The sequence below is a fragment of the Streptomyces sp. NPDC000941 genome (assembly GCF_053599555.1).
This window is the reverse complement of record NZ_JBSFMM010000017.1, coordinates 51,438-70,468: the sequence shown is the minus strand read 5'-3', so window position 1 is coordinate 70,468 and position 19,031 is coordinate 51,438. Positions and strand designations below refer to the sequence as shown.

At 72.2% G+C, this 19,031-nt stretch carries 13 protein-coding genes; 11 read left to right on the top strand and 2 right to left on the bottom strand.

Annotation, left to right across the window (positions count from 1 at the left end):
• Nucleotides 1-43 precede the first annotated feature (43 nt).
• The 9 genes from ACWDSL_RS08930 (at nt 44) to gatB (ending at nt 11,596) form a co-directional block, all read left to right on the top strand.
• Entirely contained in the window at nt 44-493 is a 450-nt protein-coding gene (locus ACWDSL_RS08930; protein ID WP_450483189.1) for a MarR family winged helix-turn-helix transcriptional regulator, read from the top strand.
• Between the two features lie 120 nt (nt 494-613).
• A complete protein-coding gene (locus ACWDSL_RS08925) occupies nt 614-2,074 on the top strand; it encodes an MFS transporter (RefSeq protein WP_450483187.1) in 1,461 nt (486 codons plus the stop codon).
• Nucleotides 2,071-3,132, top strand: a complete 1,062-nt coding sequence (locus tag ACWDSL_RS08920) for a methionine synthase (protein ID WP_450483185.1) — start codon at nt 2,071-2,073, stop codon at nt 3,130-3,132. The genes ACWDSL_RS08925 and ACWDSL_RS08920 overlap by 4 nt, the downstream gene beginning before the upstream one ends.
• A 15-nt stretch (nt 3,133-3,147) precedes the next feature.
• A complete protein-coding gene (gene ligA, locus ACWDSL_RS08915; protein ID WP_450483183.1) occupies nt 3,148-5,334 on the top strand; it encodes an NAD-dependent DNA ligase LigA in 2,187 nt (728 codons plus the stop codon).
• A 371-nt stretch (nt 5,335-5,705) separates the two neighbouring features.
• Nucleotides 5,706-7,892 carry a putative bifunctional diguanylate cyclase/phosphodiesterase gene (locus ACWDSL_RS08910; protein ID WP_450483181.1) on the top strand — a complete coding sequence of 729 codons (2,187 nt, stop codon included), beginning with the start codon at nt 5,706-5,708 and terminating at the stop codon, nt 7,890-7,892.
• A 146-nt stretch (nt 7,893-8,038) separates the two neighbouring features.
• Nucleotides 8,039-8,335 (top strand): Asp-tRNA(Asn)/Glu-tRNA(Gln) amidotransferase subunit GatC, encoded by a 297-nt coding sequence (gene gatC, locus ACWDSL_RS08905; RefSeq protein ID WP_089510982.1) that lies wholly within the window; start codon nt 8,039-8,041, stop codon nt 8,333-8,335.
• Nucleotides 8,336-8,340: 5 nt separating this feature from the next.
• Complete coding sequence (gatA, locus tag ACWDSL_RS08900; protein ID WP_450483179.1) at nt 8,341-9,834, top strand: Asp-tRNA(Asn)/Glu-tRNA(Gln) amidotransferase subunit GatA; 1,494 nt, start codon at nt 8,341-8,343, stop codon at nt 9,832-9,834.
• Nucleotides 9,831-10,073: a hypothetical protein gene (locus ACWDSL_RS08895; protein ID WP_450483177.1), complete on the top strand. Its 243-nt coding sequence runs from the start codon at nt 9,831-9,833 to the stop codon at nt 10,071-10,073. The genes gatA and ACWDSL_RS08895 overlap by 4 nt, the downstream gene beginning before the upstream one ends.
• Before the next feature lie 14 nt (nt 10,074-10,087).
• On the top strand, nt 10,088-11,596 hold the full coding sequence (gatB, locus tag ACWDSL_RS08890) for an Asp-tRNA(Asn)/Glu-tRNA(Gln) amidotransferase subunit GatB (protein WP_450483175.1): 1,509 nt from the start codon (nt 10,088-10,090) through the stop codon (nt 11,594-11,596).
• Between the two features lie 91 nt (nt 11,597-11,687).
• Here gatB and ACWDSL_RS08885 read toward each other — a convergent pair whose 3' ends face one another.
• Nucleotides 11,688-13,163 carry a M81 family metallopeptidase gene (locus ACWDSL_RS08885; protein ID WP_450483173.1) on the bottom strand — a complete coding sequence of 492 codons (1,476 nt, stop codon included), beginning with the start codon at nt 13,161-13,163 and terminating at the stop codon, nt 11,688-11,690.
• A 126-nt stretch (nt 13,164-13,289) separates the two neighbouring features.
• Nucleotides 13,290-14,570: an MFS transporter gene (locus tag ACWDSL_RS08880; protein ID WP_450483171.1), complete on the bottom strand. Its 1,281-nt coding sequence runs from the start codon at nt 14,568-14,570 to the stop codon at nt 13,290-13,292.
• Between the two features lie 55 nt (nt 14,571-14,625).
• Between ACWDSL_RS08880 and ACWDSL_RS08875 the strand changes: the two genes are divergently transcribed.
• The gene (locus tag ACWDSL_RS08875) at nt 14,626-15,621 is read left to right on the top strand and encodes a helix-turn-helix domain-containing protein (RefSeq protein ID WP_450483169.1); all 996 of its coding nucleotides are present in this window, start codon (nt 14,626-14,628) and stop codon (nt 15,619-15,621) included.
• Between the two features lie 221 nt (nt 15,622-15,842).
• Nucleotides 15,843-18,179, top strand: a complete 2,337-nt coding sequence (locus ACWDSL_RS08870) for an MMPL family transporter (RefSeq protein ID WP_450483167.1) — start codon at nt 15,843-15,845, stop codon at nt 18,177-18,179.
• Nucleotides 18,180-19,031: the final 852 nt, after the last annotated feature.

Below are 19,031 nucleotides of genomic sequence, written 5' to 3'. Positions count from 1 at the left end.
ATGTGTCCGCGGCGTACCGCGCCCGCCGACGTACGCTGACCAGGTGAGCAGCGAAGCCGAAGCGGGCACGACCGCCGAGCGGGCGGGGTGCGGGGTCAGGGAGATCCGGGGGCTCGTCACCGAGCTGTCCCGGCGGATGGACGCGCACCGGCGCAGCCGGATCGCCGAGCTCGGCCTCACCCCCACCCAGGCGAAGGCCCTGGAGGAGCTGGGGGAGCCCAAGACGGCTCGGGAGCTGGCCGGGGTGCTGTGCTGTGAGCCGCCGAATGTGACGTATGTGATGGACAAGATGGAGAAGCAGGGGCTGGTCGTACGGCAGCCGCACCCCACGGACCGCAGGGCGAAGCAGCTGGTCCTGACCGACGCGGGGCGGGAGCTGCGGCTGGATCTGCTGCGGCGGATGGGGAAGGACTCGCCGCTGGATCACCTGACCGACGACGGGCGTCATGAGCTGCGGACGCAGCTGCTGAAGGCGCTCGACCGGGTGGGGTAGACAGCTGGGAAGGCCCCCGGGAGCCTCGCGGGACGGGTCCCGGGGGCTTTCGTATGCCGTCAGTAAAGTTATAGCTGTATCTATTGCAGCTGCAATAGATACAGCTATAACTTCCAGCTCATGATCACTCGTACGGAGAGAGCACGGCAGAGGCAAGAGGGCGCGGCACAGCACATGGGGACGGAACGGCAGGGCGTGCAACTCCTCGCGCTGGCCCTCGGGTTCGTGATGGCGACCCTGGACGTGACGATCATCAACGTCGCGGGGCCCGAGCTGCGGTCCGGCCTGGAGCTGTCCCTCTCCGGCCTCACCTGGGTCGTCGACGGCTACGTCCTCGTCTTCGCGTCCCTGCTGCTGCTCGCCGGCTCGCTGGCGGGCCGCTACGGGGCGCGGCGGATCTATCTGGTCGGGCTCGGGCTGTTCACCGTGGCCTCGCTGGTGTGCGCGGTGGCCCCGGTCGCCGGGGTGCTGGTGGCGGGGCGGCTGGCGCAGGGGGCCGGGGCCGCGCTGTTCATGCCGAGCTCGCTCACCCTCCTCATGAACGCCTTCCCGGGCGGCCCGGAGCGCACCCGGGTGCTCGGCCTCTGGTCCGCGATCGTCTCGACGGCGGCCGGAGTGGGCCCCGCGGTCGGCGGGCTGCTGGTCGGCGGGCTGGGCTGGCGCAGCATCTTCCTGGTCAACCTGCCCGTCGGACTCGCCGCCCTGGTGCTCGCGCGGCGCTATGTCGCGCCGCTGCCCGGCCGCCCCATGCCGCTGGGCGGGGCAGGGCACGCGCTCGGTCTGGTCGCGCTCGCGGCGCTCGCGTACGGCCTGATCCAGGGGCCGGAGACGGGGTGGGGCGCGGCGCCGGTGCTGGCCGCGTTCGCGGTCGCGCTGCTGGCCGGGGCCGCCTTCGCGGTACGGGAGCGGGCCGCGGGGACGACGGCCCGGGTGCTGCCCGGCGAGCTCTTCGCAGGCGCGCACTTCTCGACCGCCAACGCCGTCGGCTTCCTCTTCAACCTCGGCTGCTACGGCGCGATGTTCGTACTCGGGCTCTTCCTCCAGAACGCGCGCGGTGCGAGCCCCATGGAGGCGGGCCTCCAACTGCTCCCCACCCAGCTGGTCTTCCTGCTCGGCAACGTCCTGTACGCCAAGGTGGGGCACCGGCTGGGCAACCGGGCCGCGCTCGCCGGGTCGCTGCTGTACACGGCGGCCGGGACGATCGCCCTCGCGGCCGTCCTCTCCCCGGAGCTGCCCTATTGGGCGCTCGCCGTGATCCTGGGCGCCTTCAACACCGGCCTGGGCGTCGCCTCCCCGGCGATGACCGGTGCCGTCATGGACGCCGCCGGACGCGAGCACGCGAGCATCGGCTCGGCCACGCTCAACGCGAACCGGCAGATCGGCACGCTGGTCGGCATCGCCGTCATGGGGGCGATACTCGCGGGCGCGGGCGGCTGGTACGCGGGCGCCGCGGCCTGCTTCGCGCTGGCCGGAGGGGCGTACGCGGCGGCCGCGCTGCTGGCCTGGTTCGGCCTGCGGGCACCGCGAGCCGATGGAGCGGTTCACGTCGGCGGCCCCGCGGCTCGTACTCTTCCGGGGTGAGCGAGAAGAGCACCGCGGACCCGAACGACGCGAACGACGCGAACGACGCGAACACCACCACCGAGCCGCGCTGGGGCGCAGGCGCCGCGACCGGCGTCGGGTCGATGCCGGGCGGCGACGCGCGGGAGGCCGCCAAGACCGTCACCGGGTCGCTGGAGACGCTGCCGTACCTGCCCGAGCTGCCCGCGCGCGGGCCCGGCGCGGACATGATCGGGCGGACCGCCGGGATGCTGGTCGAGGTGTACGCGCATGTGGAGCCGAGCGGCTGGCGGATCAGCGACCGCCCCGGGCGCGACACCCGGCGGGCGCGCGCCTGGCTGAGGGAGGACCTGGACGCCCTGGAGGAGTTCACCCAGGGCTACCAGGGCGCGCTCAAGGTGTCGGCCGTCGGGCCCTGGACCCTGGCCGCCGGGCTCGAACTGCGCGGCGGTGAGGCCGCGCTGAACGACGCGGGCGCCTGCCGGGACCTGACCGCCTCGCTCGCGGAGGGGCTGCGCGCCCATCTGGAGGAGGTGCGCCGCCGGGTCCCCGGGGCCCAGGTGGTGCTCCAGCTCGACGAGCCGGGCCTGATGGCGGTGGCGCGCGGGCGGGTCCGTACGGCCAGCGGCTACCGCACCTACGCGGCGGTGGACCGGGGCGTGCTGGAGGGCGCGCTGCGGGATGTGATCGCGGTCGCGGACGGGCCGGTGGTCGTCCACTCGTGCGCGCCCGGCGTGCCTTTCGGGCTGCTGCGGAGGGCCGGGGCCACCGGGGTGTCGTTCGACTTCTCCCTGCTCACGGAGCGTGAGGAGGAGGCGATCGGGGAGGCCGTCGAGGGCGGCACCTCGCTGTTCGTCGGCGCGGTGCCGGGCACGGATGCCCCATTGTCGGACCCTGCCGGTAGCGTCATGGGTGTCAGGACGCTGTGGCGCAGGCTGGGGCTGTCACCGGGGACTCTCGCCGAGTCCGTGGTGGTCACCCCGTCGTGCGGCCTCGCGGGCGCCTCGCCCGCGTACGCACGCGCCGCGCTGGCCCACTGCGTCCGGGCGGCGAGATCGCTCGCGGACAACCCTGAGTAACGGGAGGACGACACGGTGGCCGGCGAACAACAGTCGACAGTGCCCGCCGAGGCACGGGACAAGCACGCCATCCTCGCTGAGCAGGTCGAAGAGCACCGCTTCCGGTACTACGTCAAGGACGCCCCGATCGTCAGTGACGCCGAGTTCGACCGCCTGCTGCGCGAGCTGGAGGCGCTGGAGGAGGAGTACGCGGAGCTCAGGACGCCCGACTCGCCGACCCAGAAGGTCGCCGGGGCGTACGAGACCGAATTTACCGAGGTCGAGCACCGCGAGCGGATGCTCAGCCTGGACAACGCGTTCGACGGCGAGGAGCTGGCCGGCTGGGCCGACCGCATCGTCAGGGAGCTCGGGGACACCGGGTATCACTTCCTGTGCGAGCTCAAGGTGGACGGCCTCGCGGTCAACCTCACGTACGAGCGGGGTCGGCTGACCCGCGCCGCCACCCGCGGCGACGGGCGCACCGGCGAGGACATCACCCCCAATGTGCGGACGATCTCCGTCATCCCCGACCGCCTCAAGGGCGACCGCATCCCGGAGCTCGTGGAGGTCCGCGGCGAGGTCTACTTCCCCGGGGCGCGCTTCGAGGAGCTGAACGCGCGGCTGGTCGAGGCCGGGAAGCCGCCCTTCGCCAACCCGAGAAACGCGGCGGCGGGCTCGCTGCGCCAGAAGGACCCCAAGGTCACCGCGAGCCGCCCGCTGCGCATGGTGGTCCATGGCATCGGCGCGCGCGAGGGCTTCGACATCGACCGGCAGTCGCAGGCGTACGAGCTGCTGCACGAGTGGGGGCTGCCGACCGCGGCCCACTTCAAGGTCGTGGATTCGCTCGACGCCGTCAGCGAGTACATCGCGTACTACGGGGACCCCAAGCGGCGGCATTCGCTGGAGCACGAGATCGACGGCGTCGTCGTCAAGCTCGACGAGATCCCGCTCCAGGGGCGGCTCGGCTCCACCTCGCGGGCGCCGCGCTGGGCCATCGCCTGGAAGTTCCCGCCGGAAGAGGTCAACACCAAACTGGTCGACATCCGGGTCGGCGTCGGGCGCACCGGGCGCGTCACTCCGTTCGCCGTGGTCGAGCCGGTCACGGTGGCGGGCTCGGAAGTCGAATTCGCGACCCTGCACAATCAGGACGTCGTCAAGGCCAAAGGCGTGTTGATCGGCGACACGGTGGTGCTGCGTAAAGCGGGCGATGTCATTCCGGAAATTGTGGGGCCGGTCGTCGATCTCCGGGACGGCAGTGAGCGGGAGTTCGTGATGCCCGCCGAGTGCCCGGAGTGCGGCACTGCGCTGCAGCCGATGAAGGAGGGCGATGTCGATCTGCGCTGCCCCAACGCCCGATACTGCCAGGCGCAGATCCGCGAGCGGGTCTACTACCTCGTGGGCCGCAAGTGTCTGGACATCGAGAATTTCGGCTATGTAGCCGCCGGGGCGCTCACCCAGCCGCTGGACCCCGCCGAACCGCCGCTGAAGGACGAGGGCGATCTGTTCGATCTGAAGGTCGAGCAGCTGCTGCCCATCACGTCGTACGTACTGGACATGGACAGCGGACTGCCCAAGCGCGACCCCAAGACCGGCGAGGAGAAAGTCGTCACCTTCTTCGCCAACCAGAAGGGCGAGCCGAAGAAGAACACCCTCGCCATGCTGGACAACATCGAGGCGGCCAAGCAGCGCCCGCTCGCCCGTATCATCACCGGCCTTTCGATCCGTCATGTCGGGCCGGTCGCGGCGGCCGCGCTGGCCCGTGAGTTCCGCTCGCTGGACCGGATCGCCGAGGCGAGCGAGGAGGAACTGGCGGCCGTGGAGGGCGTGGGGCCCACCATCGCGGCCTCGGTCAAGCAGTGGTTCGCCGAGGACTGGCACCGCGAGATCGTGGAGAAGTGGCGCCGGGCCGGAGTGCTGCTGGAGGAGGAGGCGCCCGAGGACGAGGGGCCGCGCCCGCTCGAAGGGCTCACCGTCGTGGTCACGGGCACCCTGCAAACGCACACTCGGGACGGGGCGAAGGAGGCGCTGCAGAACCGCGGTGCCAAAGTCGCGGGTTCCGTTTCGAAGAAGACAGATTTTGTTGTTGTCGGCGACAATCCAGGATCGAAGTACGACAAAGCCATGCAGTTGAAGGTTCCCGTGCTCGATGAGGATGGATTTGCGGTCCTCCTCGAACAGGGGCCCGAGGCCGCGAGAGAGGCTGCGGTGACGCCTGCGGAGTAGTGCCGCGCTGACAACCTGTGGAGTGGTACGGAGTAGTACGGAGTACGGATGACTCGGCATGACTCCGTATCACTCACATGACTCCGCATCACTCTCCATCACTCACATGACTCCACATCACCCGTCCGGCCGAACTGTCCGGTGGAGTACCGAGCGGGTTCCGGTCCAACCTGGCCGGAATACGACCGGGAGCACTTCCCGGGCATAGCGAGCGGGCATCACCCTTACAGCGCATACCAGATGGTTATGGATCGTCGGGCGGCATTCGGGCAACCGTCGCCGATCGCCGCCCGGCAAAGCCATCTGCCGCCTACTGTTGATGGTGTGCGCCTGCCGTGGCGCTGGCACCGCCGGCTGTGAGAGGGACGGGTATGAAACCGACCGAAAGCGCCGCCCCGGCGTCGCGGCTGCGCCGGCTCGTAGTGCCCGCGCTGCCCGCCGCGGCGGTCGCCATGGCCGCTTTCGCACTCGGCATCGGGGTATTCCGGGTGCTCGACGCGGGCCATGCACTCTTTCCCGACGGCACAGTGGGCTGGTCCCTCGCCGTCCTCACCGGAATCATCGTCGGCCATCTCGTCGCCATGGGCCGCGACCGCTGGTGGGGCGGCACCGGATCCGGCTCCGCGTTAACCCTGGCCGCGCTGCTGCTGTACGGCTGGCTGCCCGCCGGGCTCGTCAGCCTCGCCGTCGTCGTCCTGGTCGGCGCCGCCCGGCGGCACCGCTGGCGGCAGGCGGCGCTGCACGGCGCGGTCGACATCCTCGGCGTCGGCGCGGCCGCCCTCACCCTCGCCGCCTTCGGCACCGTCCCCACCGTCGAGCACCCCTGGCGGCCGGCGAGCTGGGAGATGTCCGCCATCCCCCAGACGGCCCTCGCCGCCTTCGGCTATCTCGCGGTCACCCGCGCCCTGCTCTGGTACTCCCTCGCCCCGCCAGGCGCCGGACTGCCCACCCTCGCCCGCACCGCCCTCGTCCGACAGGCCCTCGTCGGCATCGCACTGCTCGGCATCGCCCCGCTCATCGTCGTCGTCGCCGACGAGATGCCCCTGCTGCTCCCGCTGTTCGCGGTGCCCCTGATCGCCCTCGACTCCACGCTGTGGATCGCCCGGGTGCGCGCCGAGGAGCAGCTGCGCGACCCGCTCACCGGACTGCCCAACCGCCAATGGCTGCTCGAACGCACCTGGACCGCGCTGGACGAAGCCGAGCGAAGCGGTACGCGCAGCGCCCTGGTCCTGCTCGATCTCGACCGCTTCCGCTCGGTCAACGACACCCTGGGCCATCTGGCGGGCGACCGGCTGCTTCTGCAAATCGCGGACCGGCTGCGGCTCGCACTGCCCGGCGGGGCGGAGGTCGCGCGGCTCGGCGGCGACGAGTTCGCGGTGCTGCTGCCCGCCACCGACTCGCTCACCAGCGCCCAGCGCGCGGCCCGCAGCCTCGTCGGCGACCTCGGCTCACCGCTCGACCTGGACGGACTCACCCTCGTCCTCGAAGCCAGCGCCGGCGTCGCCGTCTACCCCGACCACGCCCTCGACGCCGAAGGGCTGCTGCGCCGCGCGGACGTCGCCATGTACCAGGCCAAGCGCGACCGCAGCGGCGTCGAGCTCTACGAGGCCCGCCGCGACGGCAACACCCCAGACCGGCTCGGCCTGCTCGGCGATCTGCGGCGGGCGCTGGACGCGGGCGACGTCGAACTCCACTACCAGCCCAAGGTCGGCTTCGACGGCCATGTCGCCGGCCTCGAAGCGCTCGTCCGATGGGTCCACCCCGTCCGGGGGCGGGTGCCCCCGGACGAGTTCATCTCCATGGCCGAGACCTCCGGGCTGATGCCCCGGCTCACCGAGTACGTCCTGGAAACGGCGCTCGGCCAAGTCGCCCGCTGGCGCGCCGCCGGTCTGGACGTACCCGTCGCGGTCAATGTCTCGCCGCGCGATGTGCACACCCCCGGCTTCGCCGGCGCCGTCGCCGGACGGCTCGCCCGCCACGGCGTCCCGGCCGGCGCGCTGCAACTGGAGATCACCGAGCACGTCCTCCTCGAAGACCCGCAGCGCGCCGCCGACACGCTGGCCAGCCTCACCGGACACGGCGTACGGATGTCCCTCGACGACTTCGGCACGGGCTACTCCTCACTCGTCCACCTGCGGCGGCTGCCGGTGAGCGAGCTCAAGATCGACCGGTCGTTCGTGGCCCGGCTGGCCGTGGACAACGAGGACGCGGAGATCGTCCGCTGCACGGTCGACCTCGCCCATTCCCTGGGGCTGCTCGTCGTCGCGGAGGGCGTCGAGGACGACGAGACCTGGGAGCGGCTGCGGGATCTGGGCTGTGACGCGGTGCAGGGCTGGCTCGTCGCCGCGGCGATGCCGCCCGACGAGACGACGGCGTGGCTGCGGGCCCGCGGCGAACGCGGCTGGCACCGCGAGGACTCGACCCCACCCCCGACCACGACCCCCGCCCCGCCCTCGCCCTCGCCCTCGCCCTCGACCCCGGCCACGACATCGGCCACGACCGCGGCCACCGCGACGGCCGCACCGGCCGAAGAAGACGCGGACCAGCCGGTCACCTAGCCGGTCACCCAGCCGGGCCGGAATCCCCCCGGAGCGCAGCTCAGGGACGGGAAGGGGACGGGAAGGGGAAAGCGTTTCGCTCCTGGCGTGGCCGGAGCCATAGGATTGGGGCGAAAACTCTCCACACTCACCCTGAGGATCGCTGCATGCCTGGCATCACGCGCGAGGAGGTCGCCCACCTCGCCCGGCTGGCGCGTCTGGAGCTGAAGGACGAAGAGCTCGATCACTTCGCCGGACAGCTCGACGACATCATTGGCGCGGTCGCCCGCGTCTCCGAGGTCGCCGACCAAGACGTACCGCCGACCTCTCACCCGCTGCCGCTGACCAACGTCATGCGTCCGGACGTCGTCCGTCCGTCGCTGACCCCGCAGGAGGCGCTGTCCGGCGCCCCCGCCCAGGAGCAGCAGCGATTCAAGGTGCCGCAGATCCTGGGGGAGGAGTGACTCGCATGGCTGATCTGACCAAGCTCACCGCGTCCGGCATCGCCGAGAAGATCGCCTCCGGCGAGGTCACCGCCGTCGAGGTGACCGAGGCGCACCTGGCCCGTATCGAGGCGGTCGACGAGAAGGTGCACGCCTTCCTGCATGTCGACCGCGAGGGCGCGCTGGCGCAGGCCCGCGCCGTGGACGACAAGCGCGCCCGCGGCGAGCAGCTCGGCCCGCTGGCCGGCGTTCCGCTCGCGCTCAAGGACATCTTCACCACCAAGGGGATCCCGACCACGGTCGGTTCCAAGATCCTCGAAGGGTGGATCCCGCCGTACGACGCGACGCTGGTCACCCGTCTGAAGGACGCGGACGTGGTGATCCTCGGCAAGACCAACATGGACGAGTTCGCCATGGGGTCATCCACCGAGAACAGCGCGTTCGGCCCCACCAACAACCCGTGGGACCTCACCCGTATCCCCGGCGGCTCCGGCGGCGGCTCCTCCGCCTCGCTCGCCTCGTTCCAGGCCGCGCTCGCGATCGGGACCGACACCGGCGGCTCGATCCGCCAGCCCGCCGCCGTGACCGGCACGGTCGGCGTCAAGCCGACGTACGGCGGGGTGTCCCGCTACGGCATGGTGGCCTTCTCCTCGTCCCTGGACCAGGGCGGCCCGTGCGCCAGGACCGTGCTGGACGCGGCGCTGCTGCACGAGGTCATCGCCGGGCACGACCCGCTCGACTCCACCTCCATCGACGCCCCGGTCCCGTCGGTCGTCGAGGCCGCGCGCAACGGCAGCGTGCGCGGTATGCGCATCGGCGTGGTGAAGGAGTTCAGCGGCGAGGGCTACCAGCCCGGCGTCATGCAGCGCTTCAACGAGTCGGTGGAGCTGCTGCGCGAGCTCGGCGCCGAGGTCGTGGAGGTGTCCTGCCCGTCGTTCGACAAGGCGCTGGCCGCGTACTACCTGATCGCGCCGTCCGAGTGCTCGTCCAACCTGGCCCGCTTCGACGGTCTGCGCTACGGCCTGCGGGCCGGCGACGACGGTTCGCGGTCCGCCGAGGACGTCACCGCGCTCACCCGCGCGGAGGGCTTCGGCGCCGAGGTCAAGCGCCGGATCATGCTGGGCACGTACGCGCTGAGCTCCGGCTACTACGACGCGTACTACGGCTCAGCGCAGAAGGTCCGCACCCTGATCACCCAGGACTTCCAGCGCGCCTTCGAGCAGGTGGACGTGCTGGTCTCGCCGACCACCCCGACCACCGCCTTCCCGATCGGCGAGCGCGTCGACGACCCGATGGCGATGTATCTGGCCGACCTGTGCACCATTCCGGCGAACCTCGCGGGGAACGCGGCCATGTCGCTGCCCTGCGGCCTGGCGCCCGAGGACGGTCTGCCGGTCGGCCTGCAGATCATCGCCCCCGCCCTGGCCGATGATCGGCTCTACAAGGTCGGCGCCGCGGTCGAGGCCGCGCTCGTCGACAAGTGGGGGCACCCGCTGCTTGAGGAGGCACAGTCACTGTGAGTGGTGCGTTGAAGAAGGCCAAGAGCTTCAAGAAGTCCAAGCCCGGCACCTACCTGTCCATCGGCTCCGCGCTCTTCGGCGCGGTCAGCGTGGCCAAGCAGGTCAAGAAGGCCCGATCCGAGAACGACAAGCTGCAGCTGGTCGACGCGGTGGTCTCGGCCGCCGCGATCGTCACCACCGTCGCTCTGCTCGTCCGTGAGCTCAAGCGCATGGGCGACGACGACGTCCTGGCGGACTGAGAGGTTAGTTTTCTGTGACCGTCACTGAACTGGTGTCGTACGAGGACGCCCTCGCCGCCTACGACCCCGTGATGGGGCTCGAGGTGCACGTCGAGCTCGGCACCACGACCAAGATGTTCTGCGGCTGCTCCACGGCGCTGGGCGCCGAGGCCAACGCGCAGACCTGCCCCACCTGCCTCGGCCTGCCCGGCTCGCTCCCGGTCGTCAACGAGACCGGCGTCGAGTCCGCCATCAAGATCGGCCTCGCGCTGAACTGCGAGATCGCCGAGTGGTGCCGCTTCGCCCGGAAGAACTACTTCTATCCGGACATGCCGAAGAACTTCCAGACCTCGCAGTACGACGAGCCGATCGCCTTCAACGGCTATCTGGACGTCGAGATCGACGGCGGCGAGATCTTCCGGGTCGAGATCGAGCGCGCCCACATGGAGGAGGACACCGGCAAGTCCACCCACGTGGGCGGCGCGACGGGCCGTATCCACGGCGCCCAGCACTCCCTCCTCGACTACAACCGGGCCGGTATCCCGCTCATCGAGATCGTCACCAAGCCGATCGAGGGGGCCGGGGACCGGGCCCCGGAGGTCGCCAAGGCGTATGTCGCGGAGCTGCGCGAGCTCATCAAGGCGCTCGGGGTCTCCGATGCGCGCATGGAGATGGGCCAGATGCGCTGCGATGTGAACCTGTCGCTGCGGCCGCACGGCGCCGACAAGTTCGGCACCCGCTCCGAGACGAAGAACGTCAACTCGCTGCGCTCCGTCGAGCGCGCGGCCCGCTTCGAGATCCAGCGCCAGGCCGCCGTCCTGGGCGGCGGCGGCACGGTGATCCAGGAGACCCGTCACTTCCACGAGGAGGACGGCTCCACGACCTCCGGCCGGATCAAGGAGGAGGCGGAGGACTACCGCTACTTCCCCGAGCCCGACCTGGTGCCGGTCGCGCCGTCGCGTGAATGGGTGGAGGAGCTGCGGGGCACGCTGCCGGAGCTGCCGCGGGTGCGCCGCACCCGGCTGCGCGAGGAGTGGGACATCTCGGCCCACGAGATGCAGTCCGTCCTCAACGCGGGCGCGATCGACCTGATCACCGCCACCATCGACGCGGGCGCGGACGCCGCGTCGGCGCGCAAGTGGTGGATGGGCGAACTGGCCCGCCGCGCCAACGAGGACGGCGTCGACCTCGCGTCGCTGCCGATCACCCCGGTCCAGGTCGCGCGCGTATGCGCCCTGGTCGCCGAGGGCTCGCTCAACGACAAGCTGGCGCGCCAGGTCATCGAGGGCGTGCTGGCGGGCGAGGGCGACCCGGACGCGGTCGTCCAGGCCCGCGGGCTGAAGGTGGTCTCGGACGAGGGCGCGCTCGGCGCCGCCGTCGACGAGGCCATCGCGGGCAACGCGGCCATCGCCGACAAGATCCGCGGCGGCAAGGTCGCGGCGGCGGGCGCGCTCGTGGGCGCGGTCATGAAGGCCACCCGCGGCCAGGCCGACGCGGCGCGCGTACGCGAGCTGATCCTGGAGAAGCTGGGCGTCCAGGGCTGAGCGGCTGAGCGGTATCGCTTGCGACGCACGCGGCGGGGTGTCATCCACACCCCGCCGCGTGCGTTTTCGCGTACAGGCACCCCTACGGCAGCTACAGCAGCTCGGGTGTGAGGTCCGGGGCCGGTATGTCGGGGTCGAAGGGGAACAGCGGGCGCTCCAGATGGTGGTGGCCCAGGCGGGGGAGGTTCTGGTCGACGCTGCCCGGGGTGAGGGCCAGGTGCCAGTCGGCTGCCAGGTCGTAGAGCTCCGGGGCCGGGCAGCCCGCCTTGACGACGAGCAGGTCGTATCCCCGCGGGTCCAACTCGCCGAAGTCCGCGCGGGTGCGGAACGGCTTGCGGCGGCTGACCAGGACCGTGGTCACCCCGCCGTGGCGTACGGCGGCCAGGTCGCCGCCGATATCCGCCGCCCGGCGGAGGGCTACGACCTCCCCGATGAGCTCGTACGGCTCGTACGGGGCGTACGAGCCGCCGACCGACACTCGTACCGTCGCGCCGACTCCCACCGCGAAGCATCGCGCGACCGCCGCCGGAGCGGTGATGCCGGCGTGCAGAGCGGTGGCGCGGCCGGTGGCCAGAGCCTCGTTGGCCAGTAGGCGGCGCAGCATGTACGCGAGGTCGCCCGCGCCGCCCGCCGCCGGGTTGTCGCCCGAGTCGGTGATGAGGAAGGGGCGGGCTCGGGAGGCCACGGCCGCTTCGACGCAGGTGTCGGCGTCGGCGGCGGGGCCGGGGAAGACGAAGTCGCGGCGCAGGTCCCAGTACTCCTTGGCCAGTGAGCGCGCCTGTTCGACGGCGAGGGCGGGGTCGTCGCCGGTGACGACGACGGCGGCCTTGCAGCGCGGTTCGTCGGCCCAGGGGCAGCCGGCCCAGACGGCCGCGTCCACGATGCCGTCCAGTTCCTCGATGGAGCCCAGCCGCCCGTACAGCGACTTGGCGGGTTCCAGCCGGGGGCTGGTGCGCTCGGCGGGCAGCAGCACGGGCACCTGCACCCAGGCCAGGTGGGGGCGGCCCTTGTCCGCGACGAGGCGTTCGACGAGCTTGCGGGCGGCGCGTTCGCGGGTCCGGGCGGCGGCGTCCTGGTGCGGGGCGAGGCGGTGTGCGGTGATCAGGTCCAGCCGGGTGGCGAGCCGGCGCGAGACGTTGCCGTGGGGGTCCATCGCGGCGGAGATCAGCGCGCCGGGGCCGAGGGCATCGCGTACCGCGTCGGTCAGATCGGCCTCGGCGTCCTCCAGGCCGGTTACGCTCATCGCGCCGTGGAGGTCGTGGACGAGGCCGTTGAGGGGGCCTGCCTGCCGTATGCGGTCGATCAGTTCGGTCTTGAGGCGGTCGTACGCCTCCGGCTCGACCGGTCCGCCCGGCGGGGCCTCGGCGTGGACCAGCGGTACCCACTCCACCGGGCCGCTGAGCTCGCCGTCCGGCCGGGCCCAGGGGTAGCGGTCCCACAGCTCCGTGCCGCGGGTGACGCGGAAGTCGTCGTACCGGGTGCGGTGCGGGCTGAAGGTGCTGGACGGGGCGCGGACGCCGCCGATGCCGATGCGCGGGCGGCGGTCGGCGGGGGAGGGCGTGCTCATGCGTGTGCGGGGTCCTTTCCCGGCTCGCGCGGCGCGGCGGCGGTCGACAGCGCAGCAACCACCTCTTGGCGCGGCAACCGCCTATTACGGAACAATAGCCGCGAACGCGTCACTCCTTCACGCACGTCACTCCTTCACCAGGGGGCGAGGGTCGTGCCGCGAGGGAAGGCCCGCCTGTTGCGGCAGTTCCCGGCGGGTGCGTACGGGGGAGAGGAAGACGGGCAGAAAGGCGAGCGCCAGCAGGCAGCCGCCGACCCACAGCGCGGGGCGCACCCCGGCGAACTGGCCGATCAGGCCCGCCGCGGCGGAGCCGATGGCGACCGCGCCGGTGAGCATGAAGCGGAAGGTGGCGTTCATGCGGCCGAGGAGCGGGTCGGGCGTCAGGCGCTGGCGCAGGCTGACGCCCAGCACGTTGTCGAGGCCGATCTTGAACGTGGCCAGCAGCCAGCCCGCCCCGGCCACCCAGAGCCAGGGGCCCCGGCCGATGAGCGGGATGGCCAGCGCGGCCGGCGCCAGGCAGAGGCCGGCCAGGGACAGGGCGCGACCGTAGCCGAGGCGCCGGGCGGCGGGGCGGGCGCAGCGCGCGCCGAGGAAGATGCCGACCCCGCCCACCGCTCCGTACGCGCCGAGCACCCCGGCTGACAGGCCGAGTTCGCGGGTGAACAGCACCGGGAGCAGGGTGTTGATCAGCTGCGAGCCGAGGTTGGTGAGGGACGCGGTGAGCGCGAGGGCACGTAGCTCCCGGTCGCGCAGGACGTGGCGCAGCCCCTCGGCGATCTGTGCGCCCAGCCGGGCGGGCCGCCGCCCGGGGTCGGCCGGCGGCGTGGGCGTACGCCGGATACCGGTGAGCCGGAGCGCCGAGGCGAGGTAGCACGCCCCCACGCCGACCACGGCCAGCGGCGCCGTGAGCAGCTGTACGAGCACACCGCCCACGCCTCCGCCCGCCACATTGCCCGCGGCCTGGAGGCCGACCACCGCGGCGTTCGCCCGTACCAGCCCGTCGCGGCCCACGAGCTGCGGCAGAAAGCTCTGCGAGGCCACGTCGAAGAACACCGTGGCGCCGCCGTTCAGCAGGACGACGGCGTAAAGCTGGTGGAGGGTGAGGGCGTCCAGCGCCCAGGCCACCGGTACGGACGCGAACAGAACGGCCCTCGTCAGATCCGCGGCGATCAGCACCCGGCGGTGCCGCATCCGGTCCACCCAGGCCCCGGAGGGCAGGCCGATGACGAGGAACGCGGCGGTGCTCAGCGTGGCCAGGAGGCCGACCTGGCCGGGGCTCGCGTCGAGCGCGGACACCGCGACCAGCGGGATGGCGAGATAGCCGATGCTGGTGCCGAGCTGGCTGAGCGCCGTGGCCGTGAACAGGGTCCGGAAGTCGCGCAGCCGCCAAGGGGATTCCGTGGGCATGACGGGTACGTTGCCGGGTGCTGCCGCCGCGTGGCAATGATTTAGCCTCTGCTGAATGAGGCATGAGCCGCGGGCCGCGGGCGACACGCTGGAGATCGAGTTCTCGGCCGAGGACGTGGCCCGTACCCGCTTCGCCATATCCCCGCTGTGGGAGGTGGTGGCCAGCGTGCGCGTCCTCAAGGGCGCCGACGGGCACGGTATGCACCGGCGGTGGACCGAGCAGGTGCGGACCGGGCTCGCGGCCGCGCGGCTGGACCTGGCGCCGCTGTCCCGTCTGATCGCCGTGCCCACCGCGGGCATCCCCGGCTTCCTCGTGCCGCCGCCCACCACCCCGCAGCCCGCCCTTGAAGTGGAGCTGGCGGCGTTGCGCGCCACCCCGCCCCACTTGCTGCGGACGACTTCAGCGGGGGCAGAAGCGGGTGTTGCCGCACTGCGCGAGGACCCCAGGCGCGGTCTCGACCGGCTGGCGGAGGTGATCGCCGCGTACTGGGAGGTGGCGCTCGCGCCGTACTGGCCGCGCATTCTCACCCTGTTCGAGAGCGACATCCTGCACCGGGCCAGGCGTTTCGCGGAGGGCGGCGCCCGGCGCCTGTTCGACGACCTCGATCCGCAGCTCACCTGGGACTCGGGCACCTTGCAGATGGCCCACCGCTGTCTCCGCGGGGTGCGGCGGCTGGACGGACGGGGGCTGCTGCTCGTGCCTTCGGCGTTCGTCTGGCCGCGGATCTTCTCCACCCTCGACAGCGAGGACTGGCAGCCCAATCTGCGCTATCCGCCGCGTGGCGTCGGCACCCTGTGGGAGCAGCGTCCCCAGCCGTGCTCCGACGCCCTGGCCGGTGTGCTCGGCCGCACCCGCGCCCTGCTGCTGGCCGAACTGGCCGCCCCCGCCTCCACCACGGACCTCGCCCGCCGCATCGGCCTGTCCCCGGGCGGTGTCTCGCAGCATCTGACGGCGCTGCGCGCGGCGGGTCTGGTGAGCGCGCACCGCACCGGGCGGGTGGTGCTGTACGCGCGCACGAGCGTGGGGGAGGCGCTGGTGAGCGGCCGCTGACAGGTGGCGGGCCTCATTCCCGTAAGCAGTGTGGGGAAGTCCACAAAGGGGACAAAGGATCTTTTCCGGGTGTCAGAGTGCATGAGGAGTTCGCCGCCGGTCCAGATCCTGGACGTGCGGCGGGCCTTCATATGTTCATCAGTGCGTGCGCCGCCACGGGCCCGGCCCCACCCCCCGCCGCGAGCCCGGCGGGTTCGGCGCGATACCCCGGAAAGCAGGCCATGGCCGCACTCGCCCGGTGGTGCCTCAGGCGCCGCTTTGTCGTCATCGCGCTGTGGCTGGCCGCCTTCGCGGGCGTATCCGTCGCGGCCGCGGTCACGGGGTCCGCGTACTCGAACGACTACGGCATCCCGGGCACGGACTCGGCGCGGGTCTCCGAGCTGATGGAGCGGGAGTTCCCGAAGCAGGCCGGGGACAGCGACACGATCGTCTGGCATACGGCGCGCGACGCGGGCACGGTACGCGCGGTGGATGTACGGCAGCACATGACGGCGGCGCTGGAGCGGGTGGAGAAGCTGCCCGGCGTCGTCTCCGTCGCCGGGCCGTACGACAACGTCGCCGGGCCGTACGACAACACTGACAGCGGCGCGGATACGACGCGGATCAGCGCCGACGGACACACCGCCTACGCCACTGTCCTCTTCGACCGGCCCGCCGCCGAACTCGGCCAGTCCCAGGTCCGCGACGTGGCCGACACCGTCCGCGCCGCGGCGGCCGACGGGCTCGAGGTGGAGATGGGCGGCGCGGGCATCGGCGCGGCCCAGCAGACGGGCTCGGCTCACCTCAGCGAGGCCATCGGGGTCGCCGCGGCCGCCGTCGTACTCTTCCTCGCCTTCGGCTCGCTCGCGGCGGCGCTGCTGCCGATCGCCACCGCGGTGGTCGGCGTAGGCACCGCGTACGCGGGTGTCGGGCTGCTCGGCCACGCCATGACCGTCGCCGACTTCGCGCCCATGCTCGGCACGCTGATCGGGCTCGGCGTGGGCATCGACTACGCGCTGTTCATCGTCACCCGGCACCGCCAGGGGCTCAAGGCGGGGCTGCCGGTCGACGAGGCGGCCCGGCGCGCGGTGGCCACCTCGGGGCGGGCGGTGATCTTCGCCGGGGCGACCGTGTGTATGGCGCTGCTGGGGATGCTGGTGCTGCGGCTGAGCTTCCTGAACGGAGTGGCGGTCGCGGCCGCGCTGACCGTTCTGCTCACCGTCGCCGCCTCGGTCACCCTGCTGCCCGCGCTGCTCGGGGTGATCGGCTCCCGCGCCCTGAGCCGCCGCGAGCGGCGCCGGCTGGCCGCGCACGGGCCGCGGACCAGGGCCCGCGGCGGATTCGCGGCCCGCTGGTCGGCCCTGGTCGAGCGGCGCCCGAAGCTGCTCGCCGCCGTCGCGGTCGTGGTGATGCTGGTCCTCGCGCTGCCCACCCTCTCGCTCCGCCTGGGCACCTCCGACCAGGGCAACGACCCGGCCTCCGCGACGACCCGGCGCGCCTACGACCTGCTCGCCGAGGGGTTCGGACCCGGCTTCAACGGTCCGCTGACGCTCGTCGGCCGCATCGACGACGCCGCCGACCGGGTCGCCTTCGGCAAGCTCCCCGAGACCCTGCGCGGTATCGAGGGCGTCGCCTCGGTGAGCGGGTCCGTCCTGAGCACCAGCGGCGATACGGCGCTGATCACGGTGGTCCCCGAGACCGCCCCGCAGTCGCGCGCCACCTCCGAACTGGTCGCCCGGCTGCGCGATGACGTGCTGCCGCAGGCCGCGGGGGCCACCTCGCTCGAGGTGTACGTCGGCGGGCTGACCGCGGGCTACGACGACTTCGCGAGGGTGATCGTCGGGAAGCTGCCGCTGTTCGTGGGCGTGGTCGTGGGCCTCGGCAGCATCCTGCTGCTGCTCGCGTTCCGCAGCATCGGCATCCCGGTCAAGGCGGCGGTCATGAACGTGGCCGCCGTCGCCGCGTCCTTCGGCGTCGTCGTCGCCATCTTCCAGTGGGGCTGGGGGAGCGAGCTGCTGGGGCTCGGCCGGGCCGGTCCGATCGAGCCGTTTCTGCCGGTGATCATGGTGTCGGTGCTGTTCGGGCTGTCCATGGACTATCAGGTCTTCCTGGTCAGCCGGATGTACGAGGAGTGGCGGCGCACCCGCGACAACCGGGTCGCGGTGCGGGTCGGCCTCGCCGAGACCAGCCGGGTCATCAACTCCGCCGCCGTCATCATGATCGCCGTCTTCTCTGCCTTCGTGCTCAGCGGCGACCGGATCATCGCGATGTTCGGCATCGGCCTGGCCGCCGCCGTCGCCCTGGACGCCTTCGTCCTCCGTACGCTCCTGGTGCCCGCTCTGATGCATCTGCTGGGCGGGGCCAACTGGTGGCTGCCGCGGTGGCTGGACCGGTGGCTGCCGAGGATCAGCATCGAGGCGCCGAGCTCCGTTGACCCTGCCCCTGCCCCTGCCCCTGCCCCTGCCCTTGATCCTGCCTTTGAGCCGTCACCAATACCTCACCCGCGGCCGTCCGGTAGTAGAGCACCGACCGCCCCGCACGCCGCCGCCACACCAGGTGGGCATCGAGCAGCACCTTGAGATGGCGGCCCACCGACCCCAGCCCCTGGCCGGTCAGCGCGACGAGCTGCGTGGTGCTCTTCGGGGTGTCGAGCAGGACGAGGACGGCCGCCCTGGCCGGGCCGAGCAGCTTGCCCAGTGACTCGGGCACCGAGGCCCGGTCCGCCTCGGCCAGCGCGCCCGAACAGGGATAGACCACCGCGTAACGGTGCGGAGCATCCCAGGAGACCCAGCCCTGGTGCGGGGTCACCGGGACGAACAGCAGCCGCGCCCCCGAGATCTCCCGCGGCGGGTTGTCGTACACGTTGATCTGCAGCCGGCTCTCCCCGAGCCACCGCATCCCCGGCCGCATGGCGTTCAGCACGGCCGCCCAGCCGCCCTGGCTCAGCCGCGCCGTACGCGCCACCACGTCCGCCTCGATGATCCGCCGGCGCCGGGGCCAGGTGGGCAGCACCGTCTCGGTCCACACCCACTCCAGGACATCGGCGCAGCGCTCCGCGAGATCGGAGCGGCGCAGCGGGTCGGGGAGCGGGCCGCGCAGCGATACGGCCAGATTGGCGCGGGCGGTCTCGGGCGGGGTCTCGCGGATCCGCGCCAGCTCCTCCTCGAAGCCCGGCTCGCCCTCGGCGGTGGGCGTGGGGGTGAGGAAGTCCGCGAGCCAGCGGTGCCCCAGGGCGGCCCGTACGGTCAGCGCGGTGAGCGGATCGCCGGCCAGCCGCGCCCGGTAGGCGGGCAGATGGACGTCGAGCCAGGCGCGCTCGCCCGGGTGCCCGGCCACGCCCCGTTCCAGGGAGATCAGGCCCGCGACGGCCTCGGCGAGCGGTGAGACGACGAACCGGCTCCCGGCGAGCGTGTCCGCGTTGACCAGCCACC